Source organism: Arthrobacter ginsengisoli (genome assembly GCF_031456935.1).
Taxonomy (GTDB): Bacteria; Actinomycetota; Actinomycetes; order Actinomycetales; family Micrococcaceae; genus Arthrobacter; species Arthrobacter ginsengisoli.
In genome coordinates this window covers 146,139-171,736 of record NZ_JAVDVQ010000007.1, presented here as the reverse complement: position 1 = coordinate 171,736, position 25,598 = coordinate 146,139, and the positions used below count along the sequence as shown (strand labels likewise).

The 25,598-nt window shown below is 67.3% G+C and carries 22 protein-coding genes; 9 read left to right on the top strand and 13 right to left on the bottom strand.

Going from position 1 to position 25,598, the window contains the following annotated elements:
- Nucleotides 1-38: 38 nt before the first annotated feature.
- Nucleotides 39-1,334, bottom strand: a complete 1,296-nt coding sequence (coaE, locus tag J2X01_RS10645; RefSeq protein ID WP_310056612.1) for a dephospho-CoA kinase — start codon at nucleotides 1,332-1,334, stop codon at nucleotides 39-41.
- A 22-nt stretch (nucleotides 1,335-1,356) separates the two neighbouring features.
- Between coaE and J2X01_RS10640 the strand changes: the two genes are divergently transcribed.
- Together J2X01_RS10640 and J2X01_RS10635 are read left to right on the top strand one after the other, a co-directional pair.
- Nucleotides 1,357-2,058, top strand: coding sequence for an IMPACT family protein (locus tag J2X01_RS10640; RefSeq protein ID WP_310056611.1), 702 nt, complete (start codon nucleotides 1,357-1,359; stop codon nucleotides 2,056-2,058).
- The gene (locus J2X01_RS10635; protein ID WP_310056608.1) at nucleotides 2,042-2,566 is read left to right on the top strand and encodes a GNAT family N-acetyltransferase; all 525 of its coding nucleotides are present in this window, start codon (nucleotides 2,042-2,044) and stop codon (nucleotides 2,564-2,566) included. The genes J2X01_RS10640 and J2X01_RS10635 overlap by 17 nt, the downstream gene beginning before the upstream one ends.
- Nucleotides 2,567-3,364: 798 nt before the next feature.
- Here J2X01_RS10635 and rpsA read toward each other — a convergent pair.
- From rpsA to polA, 3 genes are all read right to left on the bottom strand, one after another.
- A complete protein-coding gene (gene rpsA / locus J2X01_RS10630) occupies nucleotides 3,365-4,846 on the bottom strand; it encodes a 30S ribosomal protein S1 (protein WP_024367487.1) in 1,482 nt (493 codons plus the stop codon).
- Between the two features lie 199 nt (nucleotides 4,847-5,045).
- Nucleotides 5,046-6,335 (bottom strand): GNAT family N-acetyltransferase, encoded by a 1,290-nt coding sequence (locus tag J2X01_RS10625; RefSeq protein WP_310056606.1) that lies wholly within the window; start codon nucleotides 6,333-6,335, stop codon nucleotides 5,046-5,048.
- 48 nt (nucleotides 6,336-6,383) lie between these two features.
- On the bottom strand, nucleotides 6,384-9,248 hold the full coding sequence (polA, locus tag J2X01_RS10620) for a DNA polymerase I (RefSeq protein ID WP_374724955.1): 2,865 nt from the start codon (nucleotides 9,246-9,248) through the stop codon (nucleotides 6,384-6,386).
- On the opposite strand from polA, the gene J2X01_RS10615 reads away from it, so the two are divergent.
- A complete protein-coding gene (locus J2X01_RS10615) occupies nucleotides 9,247-9,711 on the top strand; it encodes a hotdog fold thioesterase (RefSeq protein WP_310056602.1) in 465 nt (154 codons plus the stop codon). The two genes, polA and J2X01_RS10615, sit on opposite strands and share 2 nt — an antisense overlap.
- 28 nt (nucleotides 9,712-9,739) lie before the next feature.
- Here J2X01_RS10615 and J2X01_RS10610 read toward each other — a convergent pair whose 3' ends face one another.
- The 5 genes from J2X01_RS10610 to J2X01_RS10590 form a co-directional block, all read right to left on the bottom strand.
- The gene (locus tag J2X01_RS10610) at nucleotides 9,740-10,297 is read right to left on the bottom strand and encodes a dihydrofolate reductase family protein (protein WP_310056600.1); all 558 of its coding nucleotides are present in this window, start codon (nucleotides 10,295-10,297) and stop codon (nucleotides 9,740-9,742) included.
- 53 nt (nucleotides 10,298-10,350) lie between these two features.
- Nucleotides 10,351-10,572 carry a hypothetical protein gene (locus tag J2X01_RS10605; RefSeq protein WP_310056599.1) on the bottom strand — a complete coding sequence of 74 codons (222 nt, stop codon included), beginning with the start codon at nucleotides 10,570-10,572 and terminating at the stop codon, nucleotides 10,351-10,353.
- Nucleotides 10,569-11,786 (bottom strand): inorganic phosphate transporter, encoded by a 1,218-nt coding sequence (locus tag J2X01_RS10600; protein ID WP_310056598.1) that lies wholly within the window; start codon nucleotides 11,784-11,786, stop codon nucleotides 10,569-10,571. Before J2X01_RS10600 ends, J2X01_RS10605 begins: the two co-directional genes overlap by 4 nt.
- 218 nt (nucleotides 11,787-12,004) lie before the next feature.
- Nucleotides 12,005-13,255, bottom strand: coding sequence for an FAD-dependent oxidoreductase (locus tag J2X01_RS10595; RefSeq protein WP_310056596.1), 1,251 nt, complete (start codon nucleotides 13,253-13,255; stop codon nucleotides 12,005-12,007).
- Nucleotides 13,248-14,561, bottom strand: a complete 1,314-nt coding sequence (locus J2X01_RS10590; RefSeq protein ID WP_374724954.1) for an MFS transporter — start codon at nucleotides 14,559-14,561, stop codon at nucleotides 13,248-13,250. The genes J2X01_RS10595 and J2X01_RS10590 overlap by 8 nt, the downstream gene beginning before the upstream one ends.
- 72 nt (nucleotides 14,562-14,633) lie before the next feature.
- Between J2X01_RS10590 and J2X01_RS10585 the strand changes: the two genes are divergently transcribed.
- From J2X01_RS10585 to J2X01_RS10570, 4 genes are all read left to right on the top strand, one after another.
- Entirely contained in the window at nucleotides 14,634-15,467 is an 834-nt protein-coding gene (locus J2X01_RS10585; protein ID WP_310056592.1) for an IclR family transcriptional regulator, read from the top strand.
- Nucleotides 15,468-15,586: 119 nt separating this feature from the next.
- Complete coding sequence (locus J2X01_RS10580) at nucleotides 15,587-16,720, top strand: cupin domain-containing protein (RefSeq protein ID WP_310056590.1); 1,134 nt, start codon at nucleotides 15,587-15,589, stop codon at nucleotides 16,718-16,720.
- The gene (locus J2X01_RS10575) at nucleotides 16,717-17,538 is read left to right on the top strand and encodes a fumarylacetoacetate hydrolase family protein (protein ID WP_310056588.1); all 822 of its coding nucleotides are present in this window, start codon (nucleotides 16,717-16,719) and stop codon (nucleotides 17,536-17,538) included. Before J2X01_RS10580 ends, J2X01_RS10575 begins: the two co-directional genes overlap by 4 nt.
- Nucleotides 17,538-18,290: a maleylpyruvate isomerase family mycothiol-dependent enzyme gene (locus J2X01_RS10570; protein ID WP_310056586.1), complete on the top strand. Its 753-nt coding sequence runs from the start codon at nucleotides 17,538-17,540 to the stop codon at nucleotides 18,288-18,290. Before J2X01_RS10575 ends, J2X01_RS10570 begins: the two co-directional genes overlap by 1 nt.
- Nucleotides 18,291-18,381: 91 nt before the next feature.
- Here J2X01_RS10570 and J2X01_RS10565 read toward each other — a convergent pair whose 3' ends face one another.
- The gene (locus J2X01_RS10565; protein WP_310056585.1) at nucleotides 18,382-19,065 is read right to left on the bottom strand and encodes a hypothetical protein; all 684 of its coding nucleotides are present in this window, start codon (nucleotides 19,063-19,065) and stop codon (nucleotides 18,382-18,384) included.
- Nucleotides 19,066-19,166: 101 nt separating this feature from the next.
- Complete coding sequence (locus J2X01_RS10560; protein WP_310056584.1) at nucleotides 19,167-20,036, bottom strand: universal stress protein; 870 nt, start codon at nucleotides 20,034-20,036, stop codon at nucleotides 19,167-19,169.
- 174 nt (nucleotides 20,037-20,210) lie between these two features.
- Here J2X01_RS10560 and J2X01_RS10555 point away from each other — a divergent pair, with 174 nt between their 5' ends.
- The gene (locus tag J2X01_RS10555; RefSeq protein WP_310056582.1) at nucleotides 20,211-20,912 is read left to right on the top strand and encodes a hypothetical protein; all 702 of its coding nucleotides are present in this window, start codon (nucleotides 20,211-20,213) and stop codon (nucleotides 20,910-20,912) included.
- 11 nt (nucleotides 20,913-20,923) lie between these two features.
- On the opposite strand, the gene J2X01_RS10550 is transcribed toward J2X01_RS10555, so the two are convergent.
- Entirely contained in the window at nucleotides 20,924-22,237 is a 1,314-nt protein-coding gene (locus J2X01_RS10550; RefSeq protein ID WP_310056581.1) for an erythromycin esterase family protein, read from the bottom strand.
- Complete coding sequence (locus J2X01_RS10545; RefSeq protein ID WP_310056579.1) at nucleotides 22,234-23,505, bottom strand: MBL fold metallo-hydrolase RNA specificity domain-containing protein; 1,272 nt, start codon at nucleotides 23,503-23,505, stop codon at nucleotides 22,234-22,236. Before J2X01_RS10545 ends, J2X01_RS10550 begins: the two co-directional genes overlap by 4 nt.
- A gap of 282 nt (nucleotides 23,506-23,787) precedes the next feature.
- Here J2X01_RS10545 and J2X01_RS10540 point away from each other — a divergent pair, with 282 nt between their 5' ends.
- Nucleotides 23,788-25,575 (top strand): long-chain-fatty-acid--CoA ligase, encoded by a 1,788-nt coding sequence (locus tag J2X01_RS10540; protein ID WP_310056577.1) that lies wholly within the window; start codon nucleotides 23,788-23,790, stop codon nucleotides 25,573-25,575.
- Nucleotides 25,576-25,598: the final 23 nt, after the last annotated feature.

Here is a 25,598-nt window from a genome sequence, read left to right as displayed (position 1 = left end):
CTAATCTACCGCCGGGCTCCGACACTTACGGCCCTGATTCAGCTTTCGGCAGTACCGCTCCCGGAACCGGTCCGCCCGGGCCCCCGCGCCGCACCCGCTTCCGGTACCGGCGCGGTTGCCGGAGCCGTGTACGACGGCGGGTGCCAGCCGGTGTGCCGCGCCCAAGACTCCATCCGCGGCGCGGCGTAGTCGGCGAACCAGCCTTCCTTGTCGGCGGCGTAGCCCGCGGTGGACTTGTCCACGCCATGCAGTTTGGCAACGCGCCGTTTTTCCGCCAGGTAGTCGGCCCGGGCGGCCGCATCCTCCCGCAGCCAGTCCCGGAAGCACAGCGCAAAGCGCCACCCCGGGGACCCCACCGCGCGGACGTGGAGGTTGACCGCCCGCCCGGGGTCCGCATTGCCGTGCAGCCGCTTCGCCCAGTCCGCGGGGTCCGGGCGGGAAGGCTTGGGGTTGTCGGAAATGATGCCAGGCCACGCGGGGAAGCCGGCGTCGGCGAGCAGCGGCGCGATCCGCTCCGCTGCAGCCATGTCCTCGACGCCGAGCTGGAGGTCGAGGACATCCTTGGCGGCGAGTCCGGGGACGGCCGTGGAACCAACGTGGTCCAGGGTCAGGACGTCCGGCGCGGCGGCGGCCCGCAGGCGCGCGATAAGCCGGTCCGCCTGCGCGGGCCAGTCGGGATTGGCGGGCGTGAGCACCGGCCCGCCGCTGCGCGCTGCGAGGCGGTGCCGGGCCAGGTTCTCGGCGAACGGTGCCAGCCGGAACTTCCAGAGCCGGTCCACGGCGTCGCGCAGTTCCTCCTTGGCGCCGGAGTTGTCCAGGACGGCGTCGGCAGCTGCCAGCCGGAGCTCCCGGCCGGCCTGGGCAGCCATCCGGGCCCGGGCGTCCGCGGCGGTCATGTGCCGGTGTTGCACCATGCGCTGCACCCGGACGTCGTCGGGGGCGTCCACGACCACCACCAGATGGAAATTGGCGCCCTGCCCGGTCTCGACCAGCAGCGGGATGTCCTGGACCACAACGGCGCCTTTCGGGGCGCTGGCGGCCAGCGCGGCGGCGCGTTCCCGCACGAGCGGATGAATGATGCTGTTGAGCACGGCGAGGCGTTCCGGGTTGCCGAAGACGAGGGCGCCGAGCTTGGGCCGGTCCAGGCCGCCGTCGGGAGACAAGATGGCTTTGCTGAAAGCGCCAACGACCCTGGCGAGTCCCGGCGTCCCGGGTTCCACCACCTCGCGGGCCAGGGCATCGGCGTCGATCACCACCGCGCCGAGTTCACGCAGGCGCGCGGCCGCCACTGACTTCCCTGAGGCGATGCCGCCCGTCAACCCGATTTTCAGCACCCCACCAGACTAAACTGATCCGGTGGCTGATGATGCGGTTTTCCCGGAGAGCAGGTCCACCGTTTACACCACGCTGGCGGCAGGTCCGCAGTTCCGCCATGAGATCGAGGTGAAACGCTCCCGCTTCATCACCGTGCTGCACCGCACCGCGGATGAAGGGAGCGCCCGTTCGGTCGTTGCCGGGCTGCGCCGGGAATTCCACGATGCCCGGCACCACTGCTCCGCCTTCGTGCTTGGCCCGGACCGCGATGTGCAGCGTTCCAATGACGACGGCGAGCCGTCCGGCACGGCGGGGCTCCCGATGCTCGATGCGCTGTTGAAACGCGAAACCGCGCCCGGCCTGACGGACCTGAGCGATGTGACCGCCGTCGTGGTCCGCTACTTCGGCGGGATCCTGCTTGGGGCCGGCGGTCTGGTCCGGGCGTACTCCGAGTCCGTGTCCGCCGCCTTGGACCGGGCCCCGCTGGTGCACCGCCGCCGGCTGCGGATCTGCGCCGTGCCCGTCCCGCACACCGCGGCCGGGCGGCTGGAGAACGAGTTGCGCGCCGCGGGATACGTGATGGCGGAAACCAGTTACGAGGCGCAGACAACTGTTCTGCGCCTGGCCCTGCCGGATGACCCCGCGGGCCTGGCCCGGGCGGCTGAACGGCTCGCTGCCCTGTCGGCCGGAACAGCGGAACTGCTGCCGGAAGAATCGGAGTGGATCGATGTCCCCTTCGGCTGAGCAGTCCCCTGCCGCTATCCGGCTCCTCGACGTCTCCGGCGCGGTGCTGGAGCAGCTCCTGACCTTGGCGATCCAGGACGCCGACGCAGACGAGGTGACCCCTCCGCTGGGCAGCGCCGCCGGCTGGAATTCGGAACGGATCAGCTGGTTCCGCGAATTCCACCACGCCGCGGCGGGGCTCGACGGGCCGGCACAGCAGAAGAGCTGGGCGATCAGCTCCGACGGGAAGCTGGCGGGATCCATCAGGCTCAAGCGCACCGGGCCGGACTCGCTGGAAACGGGGATCTGGCTGGGCCGCAGCTTCCGTGGCCACGGAATCGCCCGGGAGGCCCTTCGTCTGGTGATCGACCGGGCGGCTGCGTCCGGGTCCGCCGTGCTGGAGGCCGACACGACAGCCGGGAATACCGCGGCGCTGGTCCTCCTCCGCTCCGCCGGGGCCCGGCTTGAGGAGGGCGAAGCCATCGGGGCCGCCACGGTTCCGGTCAAGGCCCGGATCCCGCTGCACTGAGGGCCCCCGCGGACATGCCCAACGCTCAGCTCCCCGCCACGGGACATGCCCCACCCTGGCCGCAACCGCTGGACATAATCCCATTGTGCCCATCCGCAGCCGCCACAACTGGACATGTCCCATCTTCACCACCACGGCAACCACCGGACATGCCCCACCCTGGCCGCCGCCGCTGGACATAATCCCATTGTGCCCATCCGCCGCCGCCACAACTGGACATGTCCCATCTTCACCACCACGGCAACCACCGGACATGCCCCACCCTGGCCGCCGCCGCTGGACATAATCCCATTGTGCCCATCCGCAGCCGCCACAACTGGACATGTCCCATCTTCACCACCACGGCAACCACCGGACATGCCCCACCCGGTCCATGCTGTCGCCGCCGCAGCTCTGGGACGTGAGTGCGTTGCTCGCGGAACGGGCCAGACGGCGCGGCGCGGGGTTCCCATCTAGGCAAAATATACGACCCCACGGATATGCATGAGCCAACTCGAACCCTAGGCATCCACTGGGGTCGCGGGAATGATCGGGGGCGTGGTGGACTGCGGCTACCACGGTGACAGCGGGCGCCTCAGGGCATGACCAGCGGCCGGGCCCAGGACCGGACATAGTGCCACTATGTCCGGTGGTCGCGCTGAGGACTGGGCATGTCCCCAAGGCCACGCGCCAAGGACTGGGCGTGTCCCAAAACGAAAAGTGGCCGCCCCCGCAGGGACGGCCACCTTCATGGTGCTACTTCAAGCTACGAACTGCCAAACCCCCCCGGGGAGCGGACTCCCCGGGGACCAGGGGCAATTAGTTGCCGGTCAGCTTCTCGCGCAGTGCTGCCAGAGCCTCGTCGGATGCGAGCGTGCCGCCACCGGTGTTGGACTCGGCTGCAGCCGGCTCGGAGGAGTAGCTGGTGGTGCCGGAGTCGCTCTCGCCGGACGTTGCAGCTGCAGCGTCGTCGGCAGCGTGCTGGGCAACCTGCTTCTTGTGGGCTTCCCAGCGGGTCTGGGCGTCAGCGTACTGCTGCTCCCAGGCGGCGCGCTGCGTCTCGTAGCCTTCAAGCCACTCGTTGGACTCCGGATCGAAGCCCTCCGGGTACTTGTAGTTGCCCTCTTCGTCGTACTCAGCGGCCATGCCGTAGAGAGCCGGATCGAATTCGGTGGACTCGGCGTCGACACCCTCGTTGGCCTGCTTGAGGGACAGCGAGATGCGGCGGCGCTCGAGGTCGATGTCGATGACCTTGACGAACAGCTCGTCACCAACGGAGACAACCTGCTCGGCCAGCTCAACGTGGCGCACGGCGAGCTCGGAGATGTGGACCAGGCCTTCGATGCCGTCTTCAACGCGAACGAACGCGCCGAACGGAACCAGCTTGGTGACCTTACCCGGTACAACCTGCCCGAGGGCGTGGGTGCGGGCGAAGGTCTGCCACGGATCTTCCTGCGTTGCCTTGAGCGACAGGGACACACGCTCGCGGTCCAGGTCGACCTCGAGAACCTCGACGGTGACTTCCTGGCCAACTTCGACAACCTCGGACGGGTGGTCGATGTGCTTCCAGGACAGCTCGGATACGTGAACCAGGCCGTCTACGCCGCCCAGGTCCACGAAGGCACCGAAGTTGACGATGGAGGAAACGACGCCGGGACGAACCTGGCCCTTTTCCAGCTTGTTGAGGAACGTGGAGCGGACCTCGGACTGGGTCTGCTCGAGCCAGGCACGGCGGGACAGCACAACGTTGTTGCGGTTCTTGTCCAGCTCGATGATCTTGGCTTCGATCTTCTGACCGATGTACGGAGCAAGGTCGCGCACACGGCGCATCTCGACGAGCGATGCGGGCAGGAAGCCGCGCAGGCCGATGTCGAGGATAAGACCACCCTTGACAACCTCGATGACGGTACCGGTGACGACACCGTCCTCTTCCTTGACCTTCTCGATGTCGCCCCAGGCACGCTCGTACTGAGCGCGCTTCTTGGAGAGGATCAGGCGGCCTTCTTTGTCTTCCTTGGTGAGCACCAGGGCTTCGACGAGATCGCCTACGGAGACGACGTCTCCGGGATCAACATCGTGCTTGATGGACAGCTCGCGGGAGGGAATGACACCTTCGGTCTTGTAACCGATGTCGAGCAGGACTTCGTCGCGGTCGACCTTGACGACGGTACCTTCGACGAGGTCTCCGTCGTTGAAGTACTTGATGGTGGCGTCGACTGCTGCGAGGAAGTCCTCAGCGGTACCGATGTCGTTAATCGCGACTACGGGGGTACCGGGCTTCTCGGTGGAGGTGATGGTCATGTAGTAGGGGCTCCGTTGTGGATAGTTAGTCGGTCAGGCAAACCGCTGCGCCCGCGTCGGCGACACGGGCACAGAACACGGCATGTCGCCGGGTCATCCTGATTTGTGGATTGTAGATGCGCGCACGTAGTACGCGCCCGTTTAGTCTAGTCGTATACGGGAACGCCGGTCAAAGCGCAACGGGTGAGTTCGGACCGGCCTAGAAATGCGTCAGGCAGTGCGGTGCGCGCTCGACGGCGAACATCAGTCGCGCCGTCAGCGCCGCCCCGGGTGCGTGTTCCGAAATCCGCCCGGCGGCCGCCAGGGTCACCGGGCAGACAGCGCCGAGATAGATGGATCCAAGTTCCGCGACGTCGAGGGAAAGCTCCGGTGCGGCGCTGTCCGAAGCAACCGCAACCCGTGCCTCGCCGCCGGTGACGGTCAGCGTGAACGTTCCGCCGGCGAGGCCCAAGGTGTCGGTGACGCGCAGGACCAGGGCGCCGTCGGAGGAGTAGCGCCTCGCGCCAAGGGCCTGGGCGGTGTCGAGAATCCGGAGCCACAGCATGTCGCGGTTCACCGAGGACTCAATGCAGCGCGGGTCCTCCAGGGCCCACGTCAGCGGATCGTCCGCCGGCGCTTCGGCCCAGGTGACCCGCTGGATCAGGTCGAGGCTGCCAAGGAACTGCCACAGCTCCAGGTAGCCGGAATCGGTGGCCGCCACAAGGTCGATGACTTCCATGGTGTGGGGCTTGGTGTCCCAGCCGGCGAACTTGTAGGCGACATAGCCGTCCACGGCCCCGTCGGCGTCGTAGTGCAGGGCACACCGGATCGAGTCGTCCTCCGCACCGTCCTGGCCGAGGGTTCCGGAGCTGCGCTGCCGGTACGCATCCTGCCGCACGATCGAGCCCGGGGTGTGGCGGTGGACGCGGTCGAACACCCGTGGAGCCAGGTCCAGCAGGACTTTCCGGTCGGCGATTTCCACGGTGCCGGCCGGCGTGTGCCTCAGCCGGAACCGCGGCCCGGTGTCCACCTTGATGCTGCGTTCGAAGGTTGCGACGCCGAAGCCGAACCGGCCGTAGATGGAGGCTTCCGAGGCCGTCAGCGCAGCGATGGCCAGGCCATCAGCCTTGGACGCGGCGAGGTCTTCGGTCATCATCCGGCGCAGCAGCCCCTGCCGGCGGTGGGTTCCGCGGACGGTCACTGCGGTGATCAGTTGCGCGGGCAGCTGCCGGCCGTAGCCGATGTTGAGGTCCTTGCGCAGCGTTGCGAAGGTGGCGACCGGGATCTCCGCCGCCAGGGAACGGGCGGCCACGGTGCCGGTCTGGTAGACCCCCGTCAGCTCGCGGTTGTCCACGCGGTACATGGCCATGACCTTGTCGACGAACTCTTCTTTGTGCCGCTCGTCGTAGAACCCGACGCCGACGCCGCGCAGCCAGTCAGCCCCCGGCAGGTAGCCAGGTTCGCCCTTTTCGGCCGCGCGGAACCGCCGGATTTCGTATTTGTCTGCCACGTGGTTCTCCCCCTAGGAATCCTGCCGAATGCTCACACGAAGCAGGCGTCAGTGCCCCGCCTCGTACCAGCTGGAGCCGACGCCGATCTGCACGTCGAGCGGAACGGTCAGCTTGGCTGCGGAGCCCATCTGCTCCGTCACGAGCTGCTCCACGGCCTCCAGCTCGCCGTGGGCCACTTCGAGGACCAGTTCATCATGGACCTGCAGCAGCATGCGCGATTTCAGGCCCTGTTCCGCCAGCGCCCCGGAGACGCCCAGCATGGCGCGTTTGATGATGTCGGCCGCCGATCCCTGGATCGGTGAGTTCAGTGCAATGCGCTCAGCGTTTTCGCGCAGCTGGCGGTCCGTGCTGGTCAGGTCCGGCAGGTAACGGCGGCGCCCTTCGATGGTGGCGGTGTACCCGTCGATCCTGGCCTGGTCCACCACGCCGCGGAGGTAGTCGCGGACGGCGCCGAACCGGTCGAAGTAGTCCTTCATCAGCGTCCGCGCCTCGTCGACGGAAATCTCGAGCTGCTTGGAGAGCCCGAACGAGGTCAGGCCGTAGGCGAGGCCATAGGACATCGCCTTGACCTTTGAACGCATCGCACTGGTCACCTGGTCTGTGGGCACATGGAAGATGTTGGAGCCCACGAAGCGGTGGAGGTCTTCGCCGTCCCTGTACGCCTGGATCAGTCCGGCGTCCCCCGAGAGGTGGGCCATGATGCGCATTTCGATCTGCGAGTAGTCTGCGGACAGCAGGCAATCATAGCCCTCGCTGACCACAAAGATGCCGCGGACGCGACGGCCTTCCTCGCTGCGGATCGGGATGTTCTGCAGGTTCGGATTGTTGGAGGAAATCCGACCCGTGGCTGCGACGTTCTGCGCGTAGGTGGTGTGGATCCGGCCGTCGTCGGTAACGGACTTCTTCAGTGACTCCAGCATCTGGCGCAGCTTCGAGGACTCGCGGTGCGCCATCAGCTGGACCAGGAATTCGTGCCCGGTCTTTTCCAGCAGGTTCTTGAGCGACGCGGCGTCCGTGGTGTAGCCGGACTTGATTTTCTTGGTCTTCGGCAGCCCCAGTTCCTCGAACAACACCGTCTGCAGCTGCTTCGGCGAACCAAGGTTCACTTCGTGGCCGATCGCGGCGAACGCCAGTTCCTGGGCGTTGTCGATCACCTTGGCGAGATCCGCCAGCTGCTCGTCCATGCGCGCCATGTCGATGGCGATTCCCGCGAGTTCCATGTCGGCAAGAACCCGGCTGACGGGCAGCTCGAGCGTGGTCAGCAGGTCCTGGGCTTTGCGTTCCTTCAGTTCCGTTGCGAAGTAGCGGCTCAGGGCCTGGACGACGGCGGCCACGTGGACGAGCGCGCCGGCAGCGGCGGCGTCGTCGCCGTCGAAGGCCAGCTCCAGCTGGCCTTCCTTGGCGGCCTCGGTCGAGACGCTGATGTTGAGGTGGTGCTGGGCCAGTTCGGCAAGTTCATAGCTGCGGCGGTCCGGCTGGATGAGGTATCCGGAGATGGAGGTGTCGTCCACGACGCCTTCCAGTCCCAGCCCCCGGTTGGTGAGGGCCTTGAGGGCCGCCTTGTAGCCATGCATGATTTTGGGCGCGTCGGCATCCCGGAGCCAGCCGGCCAGGACGTTTTCGGCAGCGGCGTCCTGGCTGGCGAGGTCGACGTAGGCGGCCGCGCCGTCGTGGACAATGGCCAGGGCGGCGGCATCCTCGCCGATCCGGCCGGGTACGAGGTCGACGGCCACGGCTGAGCGCTTGCCCGCCCCCGATGCGAGGAAGGCGGCCAGCTCGGCAGCGTCCGAGGGGATCACGAAGTCAGGGGTGTCGAGGCTTTCCCGCTCGGCTTCAGTAACTTCACTGCCATAGAGGGCAAAGAGCCGGGTGCGGATGGTCTTGAATTCGAGGGCGTCGAACAGCTCCTCGAGGGCGGCCTGGTCCGGCCGCGGGTCGGCGAGTTCGTCCAGCGTCACCGGGAGCTCGAGGTCGGTGTGGAGCCGGTTCAGCCGCCGGTTGCGCTTGACGTCCTCCACGTTTTCGCGGAGTGAGTCCCCCACCTTCCCGCCGATCGCGTCGAGGTTCTCCAGAACCCCCTCCAGCCCGCCGTACAGGTTGATCCATTTGGCCGCCGTTTTGGGACCGACGCCGGGAACGCCGGGGAGGTTGTCCGCGGTCTCCCCCACCAGGGCGGCGAGGTCCGAATACTGGGCCGGGCTGACAAAGTACTTTTCCTGGATCGCCGGGGCATCCATCCGGGGAATGTCGCTGACGCCCTTCCTGGGGTACAGCACAAAAACGTTGTCCGTGATCAGCTGGAAGGCGTCACGGTCTCCCGATACGAGCAGCACCTCGAAGCCTGCCTTTTCACCCATGGCTGCGAGAGTGGCCAGGATATCGTCGGCTTCATAACCGGGCATCTTGATGGTCTTGATGCCCCACGCGCCCATAACCTTGTCGATGAGGTCGATCTGGCCGCTCATCTCCCGGGGGGTCTCGTTGCGGCCGCCCTTGTACTCGCTGTACTCGGCCTTGCGGTGGGTGGTGTCGTCGGAAACGTCAAAGGCCACGGCAACGTGGGTGGGTTTTTGCTCCTTGATCAGGTTGATGAGCATGGAGGTAAACCCATGGATCGCGTTGGTGTGCTGCCCCGTGGCGGTGGAGAACTTGTCCGCGGGCAGGGCGAAGAAGGCCCGGAATGCCATGGAGTGCCCGTCCAGGACCAGGAGGCGAGGCTGGTCCGTGATGGGAATCACGGGGGCCTCGGTGGCGGATACCGACGCCGCGGCCCGGCTGGCTTTCCGGGCAGGCCTGGCCGGAATCCCTGGTTCGGCCTCAATGGCCGGGAGGATGGCTGCTGCAGTGTCTGCCGGAAGGGGGGCAAGGGCCGGTTTGGTAGTTTCGCTCACAGGTGCCAGCCTAGTTCCCATGATGGACAATTTCACGCCGGGCCCGTACGCGGCCGAACTGGCGGCTGCCGGGGTTCCCGAAGAAATGCACGAATGGCTTGGGCAATACGGCGTCGGCGCCCTGGTGGTGAAGATGGGGATCCATTTCCTGGAGATGAGCCCCGAGCGCACGGTGGGCACCATGCCGGTGGAAGGTAACACCCAGGTGGCGGGGATCCTGCACGGCGGCGCCCATGTGGTGCTCGCCGAGACGCTCGGTTCCTTTGCCGCCGGACTGCACGCCGGGCCGAACCGTCAGGCGCTCGGGATCGACGTCAGCGCGACGCACCACCGCGCCATCACGAAGGGCACCGTGACCGGAACGTGCACTGCCATCCACCTCGGACGGACCCTCACCACCCACGAGGTCGTTATGACGGACGAGCAGGGCAGGCGGTTGTCCTCTGCCCGCATCACCAACCTGATCCGCGACATCGCCGGGTAGGCACATCGCCGGGTAGGGCCGCGCCAGGTCAGGGCCCCGCCGGCTTGCGTCCCCACCGGTACCGGAGTTCCAGGATGCCGCGCCCCATGGTGCGCGAGGCAACCAACTCCAGCGGCGCCGTCGGGCCCGCCATGGGAAGCACGGCTTTGCCGTTGCCGAGCACCACGGGAATGATCGAGATGATGATCTCGTCGAGCGCACCGGCGTCCGCGAACTGGGCCGCGAGGACCCCGCCGCCGACAATCCAGACGTTCTTGCCGGCTGCGGCGGCACTGAGGTCCTCGACGAACTCGGCCACGGGGCCGCGGACGAAGGTCACGTCCGCGCCGGCGGGGGCCAAATGCTCGTGGTGCGTGAACACCCAGCAGGGCGTACCGGGGTAGGGCCAGTTGCCCGGTTCGTGCTTCCTCAGCCAGGCGTAGGTCTCACCGCCCATCACGATGCAGCCGACGTCCGCCATGAAAGCGTCATAGCTTTCCTTCCCGCCGTCGAAACCGTCGAACTGGAGCAGCCAGTCCAGCTGGTCATCGGCGGTGGCAATGAATCCGTCCAGCGAGGATGCGACAAAATACTGGAAAGTAGGCATGTCCCCAGCCTAGCCATTCCGGGCCGCGGTGCCCATTCCCCGTGCCGTGTGTGCTACTTGCTGAAGTACGGAATGATCAAATACAGCCCGAACAGCACCGCGAGGCCGCACAGGCCGAAGCACACGAAGGCAAGCGGCCGCACCCAGGCCGGTTTCCTTTCGCTGACGTCACCGGCGATGGCCGTGAGGCGTACGCCGAGGGAGTACAGGACCACAACGGTCACTGCCGCGACGAGGGTGGCGCCAGCCACTTGAACCAGTTCCAGCCATTTCATGACAGCCCGTCCTTCGGCGCGTTATGGGAGCGACTGACGGCAACCGCCTTTTTCTTCTTGCGGAACCGCACTGCCTGGCCGGCTTCCTCGACCTCGACGGCGTTTTGGTGACCGACGTGCGACTTCTTGGAGTGCAGGAACATGTAGATCACGGCGGCGGTGCCGGCCACGGCGGCGATGACAACGCCGACGACGCCGGTCAACACCAGCATGGCGGTGAGTGCCCCCACGATTCCGGCGGCCGGGAGGGTGAAGAGCCAGCCGAGGGCGATCTTTCCGGCGGTTCCCCACCGGACGGTGGTGCCCCGGCGGCCCAGGCCCGAACCGATGACGGAGCCGGAGGCCACCTGGGTGGTGGACAGGGCAAAGCCCAGGTGCGACGAGGCAAGGATGGCCGAGGCCGTGCTGCTTTCAGCGGCGAAGCCCTGGGCCGGCTTGACCTCGGTGAGTCCGGAGCCCATGGTGCGGATGATCCTCCAGCCGCCGGAGTAGGTGCCGATTGCGATCGCAAGGGCGCAGGTGGTGATGACCCAGAGCGGCGGTCCGGAACCGGGCTGCAGGGCGCCGGCGGAGATCAGCACGAGGGTGATGATGCCCATGGTCTTCTGTGCGTCGTTGGTGCCGTGGGCGAGGGCCACGAGGCTGGACGTGAAGACCTGACCGGTGCGGAAGCCTCCGCGCTTCTGCGTGAGCTTGCTGCCGGAGTCCGGGTCATGGCGTGAGGTCAGTGCGTACGCCAGCCTCGTGCAAAGGTATGCCACGCCGCCGGCGATGATTGGTGCGAAGATCGCGGGGAGAATCACCTTCTGCATGAGGCTCTCAAAATTTATCGAGTGGATTCCGATGCCCGCGATGGCGGCGCCGATCAGGCCGCCGAAGAGCGCGTGCGAGGAACTCGACGGCAGGCCCTTGAGCCAGGTGATCATATTCCAGAGGATGGCGCCCATCAGCCCCGCGAAGATGATCTCCGGGGTGATTTGGATGCCGTCGGATCCTTCCTTGATGATGCCGCCGGAGACAGTCTTGGCCACTTCCGTGGACAGGAACGCCCCCACCAGGTTCAGCACCGCCGCCAGGGCGACTGCCGTTTTCGGTTTGATGGCACCGGTGGCAATGGGGGTGGCCATCGCGTTGGCGGTGTCATGAAATCCGTTGGTGAAGTCAAAAAAAAGCGCCAGCAATATTACCAGCGCCACCATGATGGTGATTTCCACCTGTTGCCCAATCTGAAGAGTCGAGGGTCAGCAGTTTCATTCCCCGTTACCGCAACATTGCTCCAGGCTTCACCGGGAGAACGTGCGGCGTTCAGCAACGTAGCCTGACGTATTAAAGCGTACGGCGGAAAGGGAGCAGGGCAAAACAGGCGCCGGAGACGGCGAACGCCGGACACCCCAGGGGTGTCCGGCGTTCGTCGTCAGGGCAGAGCGGATTCTTAGGCCGGAAGCTTCGCCCGAACGGCCGGGCGCTCCGTTGCGGGGACGCCCTCGCCGGCCTGGCCGTACAGCCAGTCGTTGTACTGGAAGTCGTTGTCCTTCCGGCTCTTGAAGAGCAGGTTGCGCAGGGTCCGGGCCAGTCCGGCGACGTGCCAGGACTCGCCCCAGACGCGGGCGGTGCGCTGCACCCGGGCCGTGCGGCCGGCGCGGAGGTTGTTGAATTCCTTGATCGCACCGTCCCAGGCCTCCGGGTGAACGCCGTCGGCGGTGAAGACGGTTCCGGCGCTGACGTCCTGCAGCACGGCGGCGTCCTCGAGGGCCTGGCAGGCGCCCTGGGCGAGGTACTGGAGCATCGGGTGCGCGGCGTCGCCCATCAGCACCATCCGGCCGGCGACCCAGTTTTCGATCGGGTCACGGTCGTACATGGGCCAGCGGATGCCGGTGGCCAGGTTCTTCAGTGCTTCCTGAACGGCCGGGACGCAGTCCTTGTAGGCTGCTTCGAGCTCGTCGACGCCGCCGTACTGCTCTTCGCCGCGTTCGAAGGAAGCGGACTTGAAAACAGCCACGGTGTTCAGCAGCTCGCCCTTCCGCAGCGGGTACTGCACGAGGTGGCAGTCCGGGCCGAGGTAGACGATGACGTCCTCGAGGTCGGCCTTGGGGGTGTTTTCGGTGATCGGCACGGTGCCGCGGTAGGCGACGTAGGCCGAGGGAACCGGCTCGTCGGTGGCGACGAGCGGACGCAGGGTGGACTTGAGACCGTCGGCGCCGATGACGACGTCGGCCTCGTAGTCCACACCGGCCGCGGTGTGCGCCACGCCGCGGCCGTTCACGGTCTCAACGCTTTCGACCATCACGTCGTTGACGAGCTTGACGCCGGCAGCCTCACAACCTTCGAGGAGGACCCGGTGCAGGTCGCTGCGGTGGATCACGACGTAGGGTGCACCGTAGCGCTCCTCGAATTCCTCGCCGAGCGTCTGGCGGGTGAGTTCCTCGCCGGTGACGGCGTCGCGGAAGACCAGGTGCTTGGGCTGGACACCGATTTCCAGTGCCTTTTCCAGCAGTCCCCAGCGCCGGAGGACGCGGGAGGCGTTGGGGGCCATCTGCAGGCCAGCGCCGACCTCACCGAATTCAGGAGCGCGTTCCACGAGGGTGACGTTGGCGCCGTTTTCACGCAGCGCGAGGGCTCCGGCCAGTCCGGCCATTCCCCCTCCGATGACGAGGACATCGGTGGACGTGGCGTGCTCAGACATTGCTTGCTCCTTGAGTGATTGAGAGTTTCGACTTGAGTTTGAGGCCGACGGCGGCCAGCAGGACCGCGGCAATCGCGGCTGCACCGGCGAAGGCCAGGAAATTGGAATTGACGCCCAGTCCGGCGGCCAGCAGGAGGCCACCTACCTGGGGTGCCGCGACGGCGCCGATGCGGCCCGTCCCCAGCGCCCAGCCCAGCGCGGTTCCGCGCAGGTGACCGGGATAGTGGCTCGCCACGGCGGCGATGATGAGGCACTGCGTGCCGTGGGTTCCGACGCCGGCGAGGACCAGCATGAGGTAGACGACGGTGACCGACGGTCCGGTCACCAGCACCACCAGAGCGCCGGCGGCGACGGCGGCCGCCGCGACGGCGGTCGGCACCGGGCCGAACCGGGTCCCGGCCCAGGCCGTGATGACCGAGCCGGCCACCGCACCCAGGTTCAGGGCGAGGGCGAAGGTCAGGGCGGAACCCAGGTTGTAGCCGGCCAGCTGCATCAGGTTGGGCAGCCAGGTGCCCAGTCCGTACCAGGCGAACAGGGTGGCAATCGTCGCCAGGGCGAACAGCACACTGACCCCCAGGTACGGGGCGCGGAGCAGCGAGGAGAAGCCGGCAGGCTCCTTGATCGTGCCCGTCTTCCCGGCTGCCTTGCGGGCGGCCTTGTCGGTGGCACTGACCGGCACCAGCGTCTCCGGGAGGTACTTCAGCCCGAGCGGCACCACGACCACCAGGGCCAGCCCGGCCACGAGGAACATCGACTGCCAGCCGTAGGCGGGGATCAGCTGGATGCCGACGAGGGCGGCGATGGATCCGCCGATCGGGACACCGGACATCATCAGGGTGGCGATGGTGGACCGCCATTTGGTGGGGACCAGTTCGGCAACGAGGGCGTTGGCCGAGGGCACCAGGCCGCCGAGACCGATGCCGGCGAGGAGCCGCAGGGAGCCGAACACGGCGGCGTTGGGGGCGAAGGCGCAGAGGACGGTGAAGATCGAGAAGACGATGGCGCAGCCGAGGATGGTGCGGCGGCGGCCCCAGGAGTCAGCCATCCGGCCGGCGAAGATCGCTCCGATCATCATGCCGACGAAGGCCATGGACCCGATGGTACCGGCGGTGGCCTTGGTCAGGCCCCAGCCGGTCTCGGAGATCAGGGAGGACTGGACGGTGCCGTAGACGATGAGGTCGTAGCCATCGAAGACCACCAGAAGCCAGCAAACGAAGACGGCGACTGCAGAGCCTTTGGAGAACCCTGTGACAGGCCCCCCGGCAGAAGTGGGGACGGGAGCCCCCGACGTAGACCGTTGCGGCATTGCAGCGGGAGATTTGTGATTCATCCCACTACCGTCGCCGCCATTGCAGGTGAACCACAATATAATTCTGATGTGCAGAAAGAGCCCACCGCCAAACCCGCCTCCAAATCATCCCGGAAGCCCGTCCAGAAACGGCCGAGCTACTCCATCGAGGCGGTCGACAACGCCCTGCAGCTCCTCCAGCTGTTGCGCGACGTCGGGGCGCTGCGGCTCAAGGACGCCGCCGCGGAATTGGGGGTGGCCCCGTCCACCGCCCACCGGCTGTTGGCAATGCTCGTCTACCGGGGTTTCGCCGTGCAGGATGAAACCCGCCGCTATCTGCCCGGTCCGGCTATGGGCGTCGGGCCGGCCGGTTTGAGCTGGTCCAGGCGGCTCCGCTCCCTTGCCCAGCCCCACATGGAGCTGCTCTCCGCACAGCTCGATGAAACCGTGAATCTTATGGTGCGGGTGGGCACGAAAGTCCGCTTTCTGGCCACGGCGGAAGGAAACAACGTATTGCGGGTCGGTGACCGGCAGGGGACGGTCATGCCCGCCAACAAGACCTCGGGGGGCAAAGCCATGCTGGCCGAACTTGAACCCCGGATGATCGAGCAGCTCTTCCGCAGCAACAACGCCGAGATCGGTGGCGACACCATTCCGGCCGCGGAATACCCGGCGTTCCAGCGCGAGTTGGAGTCCATTCGCAGCAACGGCTTCGCGGCCAATTTCGAGGGCACGGAGGAAGGGGTCAGCGCCCTCGGGATCGCCCTGCACAACAGGCGCGGCCAGGTCGTCGGGGCGCTCAGCGTCGCCGCCCCCGCGACCCGCTTCCGCAGGGTCTTCGACGCCGGACTTGTCCCCCGGCTGCGGGAAAGCTGCCGGCAGCTGGAGGTTGATATTGCGGCCAATCCGGTCGAGCCGGACTGATGCCCCGGGCGGCCCCGGAAAAACAATTCTGACTAGCAGAATATGTTGGGGATCACAGGGCCCCATCCGTAGAGTCGAGCTACGCAAAATATCTGTTCTGCACTACCGAGGAGGCCCACGTGTCCATCAGCGCCGAGAACACGACTCATGAGTCAGTTGCCGCAGGGCACACTGCCCCGGAGCCGACGCCCGAAGAGGCTGCCCAGCTGAAAGAGCTGTACCGCGATTTCGACCGCGAAAACCTGATCCCGCTGTGGACCGAGATCGCGGACCTGATGCCCATGGTCCCGACCCCGAAGGCGGTGCCGCACGTCTGGCGGTGGAGCGACCTGTACCCGCTGGCCGCCCGTGCCGGAGACCTGGTCCCCGTGGGCCGCGGCGGCGAACGCCGCGCGATTGCCCTCGCCAACCCGGGCCTGGGCAACACGCCCTACGCCACGCCCACGCTGTGGGCAGCGATCCAGTACCTCGGTGCCCGCGAGACTGCACCGGAACACCGCCACTCCCAGAACGCCTTCCGCTTCGTTGTCGAGGGCGAAGGCGTCTGGACCGTCGTGAACGGGGACCCGGTCCGGATGTCCCGCGGCGACTTCCTGCTGACCCCGGGCTGGAACTTCCACGGCCACCACAACGACACCGATGAGCCGATGGCCTGGATCGACGGCCTGGACATCCCGTTCGTGCACTACGCCGACGCCGGATTCTTCGAGTTCGGCACCGAGCGCGTCACCGACGAGGCCACCCCGGACATCTCCCGCTCCGAGCGGCTCTGGGCCCACCCGGGCCTGCGCCCGCTGTCCGGCCTGGACGACACCACCAGCTCCCCCATCGCCGCCTACCGCTGGGAGTACACCGACCGCGCCCTGCGCGAACAGCTGCTGCTGGAGGACGAGGGCCACCCGGCCACCGTGTCCCAGGGCCACGCCGCCGTCCGCTACACGAACCCCACCACCGGCGGCGACGTTATGCCGACCATCCGCGCCGAATTCCACCGGCTCCGTGCCGGGGCCTCCACCGAGACCGTCCACGAGGTGGGCTCCAGCGTGTGGCAGGTCTTCGAAGGCCGCGGCTCCGTGGTCCTCAACGGCGAAACCAGGAACCTCGAGAAGGGCGACCTGTTCGTCGTCCCGTCCTGGGCCGCATGGTCGCTGCAGGCGGAGACCGATTTCGACCTCTTCCACTTCAGTGACGCCCCCATTTTCGAACGGCTGAACTTTAACCGCACCTACATCGAAGGACGCAACAACAAATGAGACTCCTCACCCTCCGCACCGCTAACGGCACCCGGGCTGTCCGCCAGGACGGCGACACCCTGACGGAGATCGACGGTTTCACCGACGTCGGAGAGCTGCTGCGCTCCGCGGACTGGGAAGCCACCGCGAAGGCCGCTAACGGCGCCAAGCACCCGCTCAAGGGCGCTGACCTGGACGCCGTCGTGCCCTCCCCCGGAAAAATCATCTGCGTGGGCCACAACTACCGCAACCACATCAAGGAAATGGGCCGGGAAGTCCCCGAGTTCCCCACCCTGTTCGCCAAGTACCAGGAATCCCTGATCGGCCCGAACGATGACCTCGCCCTGCCGCAGGAATCGTCCACGGTCGACTGGGAATCCGAACTCGCCGTCGTGATCGGCAAGAAGGGCCGCCGGATCGCCGAAGCCGACGCCGCAGACCACATTGCCGGCTACGCCGTCCTGAACGACGTCAGCATGCGCGATTACCAGTTCCGCACCATCCAGTGGCTGCAGGGCAAGACCTGGGAGAAGTCCACCCCGTTCGGCCCCGCCCTGGTCACCAAGGACGAGTTCAGCGGCGGCCTCATGACCACCGCGGTCGACGGCGAGATCCAGCAGTCAACGCCGACCAACGACGTGGTCTTCACGCCGGAGTTCCTGGTCTCCTACATCTCCACCATCATCACGCTGAACCCCGGCGATGTGATCGCCACCGGCACCCCCGGCGGCGTCGGCCACGCGCAGGATCCGAAGCGTTACCTGCAGGAGGGCCAGATCCTGGTCACCACCATCGAGGGCCTCGGAGAGCTGAAGAACCGCGTAGTCAAGGAAGCCTGATGGTCGCCCGCCACGACCAGACGACGGATCCGGAGCTGCGCGCGGCCTTGCTGCAGGCGCGCCGGGGTACGGCGTTCTTCGCCCGCAAGCTCAACGAACTCAGTGACGCTGAGCTCGACGGGGATACACTGCTGCCGGGCTGGACCCGCCGCCACATCACGGCACACATCGGCTACAACGCGCGGGCGATCGCCCGGCTGGTCGAGTGGGCGGCCACCGGGGTGGAAACCCCGATGTACGCTTCCACCGAGGTCCGCGACCACGAGATCAACTTCGGCGCCACGCTGAGCCCGATCGCGCTGCGGCACTTGTTCGACCACTCCGCGGTGCACCTCAACGTGGAATGGCGCGACCTGCCCGAGGATGCCTGGCACCATAAAGTCAGGACCATCCAGGGCCGCGAAGTCCCCGCAAGCGAAACCGTCTGGATGCGCACCCGCGAAGTCTGGATGCACGCCGTCGATCTCGACAATGGCGCCCGCTTCCAGGACATCCCGGTTCCCGTGCTGGAACGGCTGCTCAAGGACATCACCGGCGCCTGGAAGACCCGCGGCACCGATGCGGGCCTTCTCGTCAAGGTGACGGACCGCGACCTCACGTTCGGGGACACCGCCGCAGCGTCGGCAACGGTCGTTTCAGGCCCCTTGGCATCCGTTGTCGAATGGGCGGCCGGCCGCGGCAGCGACGGCGTGACCGCCGTCGACCCTGCGGCGTCGCCCTCGGCGGTTCCGGCCGCCCCGAAGTGGATCTGAGCCGTAGCTCCTGACCCGGCATTAACAAGGAAAGCCCCCTCAACTTGAGGGGGCTTTCCTCGTGGCCGGGTGGTCCCCGCGGCGACTTCGGTTAGCCCTGGTGGAGGTCGGGAGTTCTCCCGGCGTCGAGCATCCCGGCGATCTTCTCTTCCAGCGCTGCCAGCGTCGCGTCCGGCAGCACAATCAATCCGTCCAGTTCGCGCCGGGCACGCTTGTACGCCGTCTGCCGCTCCGCCGGTGTGGCGGCGGCATCGGAGGCGATCCGCAGCAGCTTCCGCGCCGTGGCGAGGCGCTCCCGTTCGGGGCCGGTGAAATTGCTGTCCTTGATCCGCCGGGCTTCCCGCTCGGCGACGTCGAACGCCAGTTCGAAACTCTGCACGGCTTCCCGGTACTCTGCGAGCCGCGCCGCCGTTGTGATCTCCTCGGGAGCTCCCGGGCGCAAACCGTCGGCGAGCCGCTTCGCTCGCAGGAACGCCACGGTCAACGGTTCGCGCACATCGGTCATGACCGGAAAGTCGATGAGTTTTCCCACGTCAAGTTCGTAGTCGAGCCAGCGCCGGTTGACGTCGTCGTGGCTCTGCATAAGCTGCCGGACCTGGGACCGGCTGGCCTGCTCCACGTCCGCCGCCCGGTTGCGGAGCTGATACAGCTCCACCCGGCGCCGGTGCCGGCGTTCGCTGGCCCTGGACCACGAACGCGCCCAGCCACCAAACAGTCCGCTCAGCGGAAAGATGAGCCACCAGAAGTGCCCGACGAAATCGTAGAACTGCTCCACTGCATCATCCTCCCATCCGCTTCCGGCAGGCTCAAGGGCCCCGACAAAGGCAGTGCCCCCTCGTACGGGGAGGCACTGTCTGGGAGTCCGCCGATCAGCGGTCAGTCCTCGTGCTTGACCTTGTGCACGCGGGTCACGATGGTCGGGCACGGCACATTGAGAAGAACGGCGTGTGCCGTGGAACCCAGCACCATCCGGGAGAAACCACCACGGCCGTGGCTGCCGATCACGAGGAGGCGGGCCTCCGCTCCGGCTTCGACCAGTGCTTTGGCCGGTTCAGTGTTGGTGTCAAGCTGCTTATGGACGACGAGGTCGGGGTACTTGTCAGCCAGTCCGGCAATCGATTCAGCCAGGACAATCCGGTCCTCCTCGAGGATCGATTCGGCGAGCCCGCTGTTCGGCATCTGGTTTTCTACCCAGCGGGCCGGCCTGCGGAAGGCGAGCACCACGGTTAACTCCTCGCCGGTCCGGTCTGCTTCCGCGGCGGCGAATTCCACCGCCTGCAGTGACTCTTCCGAGCCGTCCACGCCAACCACGACGCCGCGGCCCGCGGAGCCGCGTTTCAGCGGAATCACGGCCGCGGGGACTTCCGAGGCGGAGACGATCTGCAGGGCCCGGTCCGTCAGTGGACCGCCGTCCATCCAGTGCTTGTCATGCCCGCCGACCACCACCAGGGATGCTTCCTTGGAGACCTCCCGCAGCACCGAGCCGGCGCTGCCATGACGAAGTTCGATGTCCACCGTAACATCGGGGGTCTGCTCCCTGGCGCTGGCCTGCGCGTTTTGGAGCAGTTCCATGCCCGCCTGCCTGATGAGTTCGTGGTACTGGAAATCCGGCGTCATCCAGCGGTCATCCACTGCGTGGATGGCGGTCACCGGAAGCTTGTCACGCGACGCCCGCTCCACAGCCCAGGTCAGGGCGGCCTCACTTCCGGCTGATCCGTTGATACCGACGACGATTGGCTTGTTCATTCTGGTTCCTGCTCTTTTCCGTGGCGGTCAATTCTGCCGCGCATGACCCGGGCGGCCGCCCCAGGAGTCCGCCGGCACTTCAGTGTGCGCGCCGGGTTGGCCTCCGGTTAGGGCCTTAAGCCCCTCACCGGCCCTGGCCCCCGCGCGTAGCGTCAAGCCACTGACAGGAGCCTCATGCAGAATTCCCGCAGGCAGCAGGCCCCGCCCGACGCCGGACAGTTCGTTCGGACCGGTGCACTCAGCGGCCTGCTCGCAGCCGCGCTCGGCGTGGCCGGCGGACTGCTGGAAGGGTCCCTGACCGGCCCGTGGCCGGACGCCGCGGACCCCGGCTACGCGGACTATCTGGCGGCGAACCGGGCCCCGGTCCTGGCGCAGAGCATGCTCTTCGTCTTCAGCTCCGCGGCGCTGCTCTGGTTCCTTGGCTTCGTCCGGGCTCGGCTTTTGCGGGTCGAACCGGCGCCGGGCACGGTGGCCGGAATCGCCTTCGCCGCCGGTGCGCTGGCCGTGGGCCTCAACATCCTGGGCCAGGCTGCCCAGATCACCCTGACGCTTCCGTCACAGGCCGGGGTTCCCCCGAACGTGGCTGCCGCCGTCGCGGATCTGTGTCTCGTCACGCTGGGCCTGGCCAACCTGCCGGCGGGGATGATGTTCCTGGCCATCGCGCTGCTGTCCGTGCGGCAGCTGGCCTATCCCCGCTGGCTGGGATGGATTTCCGCGGCGGCTGCCGCGGCGTCGTTCGTTTCCACGTTCTCGCTGGTTCCGGCGGACGGGCCGCTGTCCCCGACCGGCGTCGTGACCACGGCACTGCGGCTGGTGCCGCTGCTCTGGTACGTCCCGGCCGCCGTCGTTATGCTGCGGCGGCCCGGCGGCCCATAGCGGCCAACGGATCAGTAGCCGGTCGGTTCGGTCTCGAATTCCGGTTCCCGGGGCGGCCCTTCGTGGTGCACCGGACGCAGCGCGACGGTGTGCTCCAACCAGATCAGCGCATCGTAGCGCTCGCCAATCCGGGTCGGAACGTAGTTCCCAAGCTCCCGCTCGGGATGATAGACCACACCGATCGCGCGGTGGCCGAGCCAGGTGGACAACCACGGACCGGACCTGTCCTCACCGAAGTCCAGCACCGACGGCACCCCCAAGGCCTCGTGCAGGAAGTCCTCGTGGCTTCCGGGGCGCGCCGGTGGCACCGGCAGGATGCGCTCGGGGCTTCCCCAGGCGTCCGCGGCGATCACCTCGCCCCGGTGGGAGGCCAGGCCGACCAGCATCACGCCGTCCGCGGCGTGACGTTCGCGCAGCAGTTGCCCCACGTTGACGAGTCCGTCCTGGGCCATGTCGGTCGCCCGGGCGTCGCCCACGTGGGTGTTGTGCTCCCAGATGAGGCCCTTGGATGCGGGTCCCAAGTGCCGGCTGAGCCGGTCAATGGTGTCGGCCATGTGATGGTCCCGGACGTTCCACGACCGGCGGTCGCCGCGGACCATAATGCGGTAGTAGTGCTCGGCGTTCGCGGCAACCTCGGCGTTCTGCACTGCGTCGAACGCTCCCTCGCCGTGGTCTCCCTGGCCCGACACCCGGTTCCTGACCTCGGTGAGGAGGGCGATGACGTCCGCCTCGCAGGACTCCGGAACCAGCCGTGTGCTCCAGGCGTACTTGTGCGGGTCTTCGTGGTGCGGGACGAAGCACTGCCAGGCGCGCATGGCGGCGGGGACGGCGTCGGGGACGTTGTCCTCGAGCCAGCCGATGATCTCGCGGAGTGAATCCCAAAGCGAGTACACGTCCAGCCCGTAGAAGCCGACGCGTCGGCTCATCGGGCGTGCCAGATTCCAGCCGCGGAGCCAGTCCAGGAAGGCGGCGACTTCCTCGTTGGCCCACATCCACGTGGGCCAGCGTTCAAAACCGCCCAGCAGTGCGTGGACGCCGTGGTCCTGCCCCGCCTCGCCCCGCACCCAGCGGTTGATCCGCCAGCAGTCGGGCCAGTCGCCCTCCACCCCGATCCAGTTGTAGCCTTCCTCTTCGATCAGCCGCCTGCTGAGCGTGTCACGCCAGGTGTAGAACTCGTGCGTGCCGTGGGAGGCCTCGCCGATCGCGACGAAACGGCAGTCCGCCGCGCGCCGGACCAGGCCGTCGAGGTCCCGGTCGGACTTTAGCGGCCGGGCCAGCGAGTGGATTTCAGCCAGGACAGCGGATTTGGCGACGCCGGAAGTCATTGGGGCTCCTCGATGGAGATCTGTTCAAGGTGTTCGGGAACCCGGGCACGCCAGCCGAGCTCGTGCTTGATCCGGATGCGCAGCGCATCAGAGGCGTCCGGTTCGCCGTGGGTGATGTACGTCATCCGGGGTTCTCCCGCCGCAGCCTTTAGCCAGGAGATGATCCCGTCCGAATCGGCATGCGCCGAGAGGCTTTCCAGCTGGACCACCTCGGCCCGAATCTTGACGTCTTCGCCGTAGATGCGGAGTTCGCGTTCGCCGGCCGCCAGGGACGCGCCGCGGGTGCCGGCGGCCTGGTAGCCGCTGAGAATTACGGCGTTCTTCGGGTCCGGCCCGTAGGCGGCCAGGTGGTGCAGGATCCTCCCGCCGGTGAGCATTCCGCTGGCGGAGATAATGATCATCGGGCCGCCGCGGAGATTCAGCAGCTTGGATTCATCCACCGAGCGGGTGAGCTTCGCAACTTTGTACATGTCCAGGTATTCCTGCTCCTTGAGCCGGTGCTCCTCGCGGTGCCGCTGGTACATCCCGGACGCATCAATGGCCATCGGGCTGTTGAGATACACCGGGACATCCGGTATCAGGTTCTTGGCACGAAGGCGGGACAAGTGCAACATGAGTGTTTCGGCGCGGCCGACGGCGAACGCGGCGAACAGCACGACGCCGCCGCGCTTCGCGACCCGGTTAATGATGTCGCCCAACTGTTTTTCGGGTTCGCCGGCGGAGTGTTTCCGGTTCCCGTACGTGGACTCCGTGACCAGCACCCCGGTCTCCCCGAGGGGGCGGGGCGGGTACATCAGCGGGTCGTCCGTCCGACCCAGGTCCCCGGTGAAGTGCACGGACTGTGCGCCGATCCGCACGTGCACCTGGGCGGCGCCCAGGATGTGACCGGCCGGCAGGAACGTCATTTCCATTCCGCCGCCAAGGTCCAGTGGATCGTCAAAAGCGTGGATCTTGAAACTGTTCAGGGATTTGACCGCATCGGCCGCGGTATACACCGGCAACGCCGGACTGTGCCGGGACGATCCCCGGTGCACCAGGGCGGGAACGTACCCGGTGTGGCCCAAGTGCGCGTGGCTCAGGACCACGGCGTCGATCGAGGACGGCGGAACCGGGAAAGGCATCCGGTTGCGCTCGCGGCTGCGTTTATAGCCCTGGAAGAGGCCGCATTCCACCAGAACGCGTGAGCCGCCGGCCTCCAGCAGGTACCGCGAGCCGGTGACCGTGTCGGTAGCTCCGAGAAAACGGAGGGTGGGCTGCTGGTGCTTCATGGTGCTCCCGTTCCCGCGTGGCATGACCCGCATCGGCACGAAGGTGCACGGCGGGGCCCGCGCAGGCGATGTACCCCCAGCTTCCGCCCGCGCCGGACCTGCCCCTAGGGCCAAAGGTCACCATGGTCGGCGTCCGCGCGGGCCGGCATCCGGCCGGCACCCGGCTCTGCACCGTCGCGTGCCCGGCACCGGACCGTCGCGCGGCCCCGGCGCCGGTAGGATTTTCCGGGCGGGCTCTTTGGCACGCGGACACCCGGCGGCTCCCAGGCGCAAGGACTGATCATGAAGAAGAAATCCACTCGGACGGCATCGAGCGGCGCCGCTTCCAACGGCCCTGCACGGGAGCCTGGGCTGCCCTGGCGTGACCGGCCGTGGACCAAGTCCTACGGTCCGGGTGTTCCGGCGGACCTGGTGCTCCCCAAGGGTTCCCTGGTCGACCTCATGGACAAATCCGTTCGGCGCTACGGGTCGAAGACGGCCCTGGAGTTCTTCGGTGCCCGCACGAGTTACCGCGAGCTCGGTACGCTGATCAGCCGGGCCGCCGCCGGCCTGGACAAACTGGGCGTCAAGGCCGGCGACCGGGTCGCCCTGGTGATGCCGAACTGCCCGCAGCACATCGTTGCGTTCCACGCCGTCCTGCGGCTTGGCGCCGTAGTCGTCGAGCACAATCCGCTCTACACGGACCGGGAACTGCGCCACCAGTTCGAGGACCACGGGGCCGCCGTCGCGATCGTCTGGGATCAGGCGGTGGAGCGGGTCCGCCAGCTGCCGGCCGACGTCGGGCTCCGCAGCATCGTCTCGGTCGAACTGATCCCGGCGATGCCGCTCCTGCAACGGCTGGCCCTCCGGCTTCCGGTGGCCGCAGCCCGCAAGGCACGCGCTGCCCTGACGGTAGGCAAGGGTCAGCTTAAGGGCCGGCCCGCGCCCGCCCTTCGGCCCGTGCTGCCGTGGCGGGAGCTGCTCGACGCCGGAGAATTGAGGAAGAAGCATCCGCGCCCCGCTGCCCGGGACCTCGCCGTCCTGCAGTACACCTCCGGCACCACGGGTCTGCCCAAGGCCGCGATGCTCAGCCACGCCAATCTGCAGGCCAACGCCGCGCAGGGCCGGGCCTGGGTGCCGGGGCTCAAGGAGGGCCGGGAGACCGTGTACGCCGTGCTGCCGATGTTCCATGCCTACGGACTGACCCTCTGCATGACCTTCGCGCTGAGCATCGGGGCGAAGCTGGTCCTGTTCCCCAAGTTCGACGTCGAGCTGGTCCTGAAGGCGCTCAGGAAGTCGCCGGCGACCTTCCTGCCGGCCGTGCCGCCGATCTACGACCGGATCGCCGCCGCCGCGGCCGAACGCGGCGTCGGGCTGGAAAGCATCCGCTTCTCCATCTCCGGCGCCATGAACCTGCCGACGGCGACGGTGGACACCTGGGAGAAAGCGACCGGTGGTCACCTGATTGAGGGCTACGGGCTCACCGAAACCTCCCCGATCGCAATCGGAAACCCCTTCGGTCCCAGCCGCAAGCCGGGTACTGTGGGAGTCCCGTTCCCGCTGACCGACATCCGGGTGGTGGATCCCCGGGACGTCGCGCTGGACCGTGCACCGGGCGAGGAAGGGGAACTCCTGATCCGCGGACCCCAGGTGTTCGCCGGCTACTGGAACCGGCCGGAGGAGACCGAGGAGGCCCTGCTCGAGGGCGGCTGGTTCCGGACCGGCGACATCGTCTCGGTGGACGACGACTACTTCGTGACCATTCGGGACCGGATCAAGGAGCTGATCATCACGGGCGGCTTCAACGTCTCGCCCAGCGAGGTGGAGGACGTTATCGCCACGTTCCCGGGCGTTGCGGAAGTCTCCGTCGTCGGACTGCCCCGACCCGGAGGAGGCGAAGAAGTAGTCGCCGCCGTCGTGCCGGTCCCGGGCGTCACGATCGTTCCCGACGCACTGCTGTCCTTTGCGCGGGAACACCTCACCGCCTACAAAGTGCCACGCCAGGTGGTGGTGCTCGACTCGCTCCCCCGCTCGCTCATCGGCAAGGTCCTCCGCCGCGAGATCCGGGACACCCTCGTGGCGCGTGGCTGAACGGGAGGTCCGCGGCAGATCCC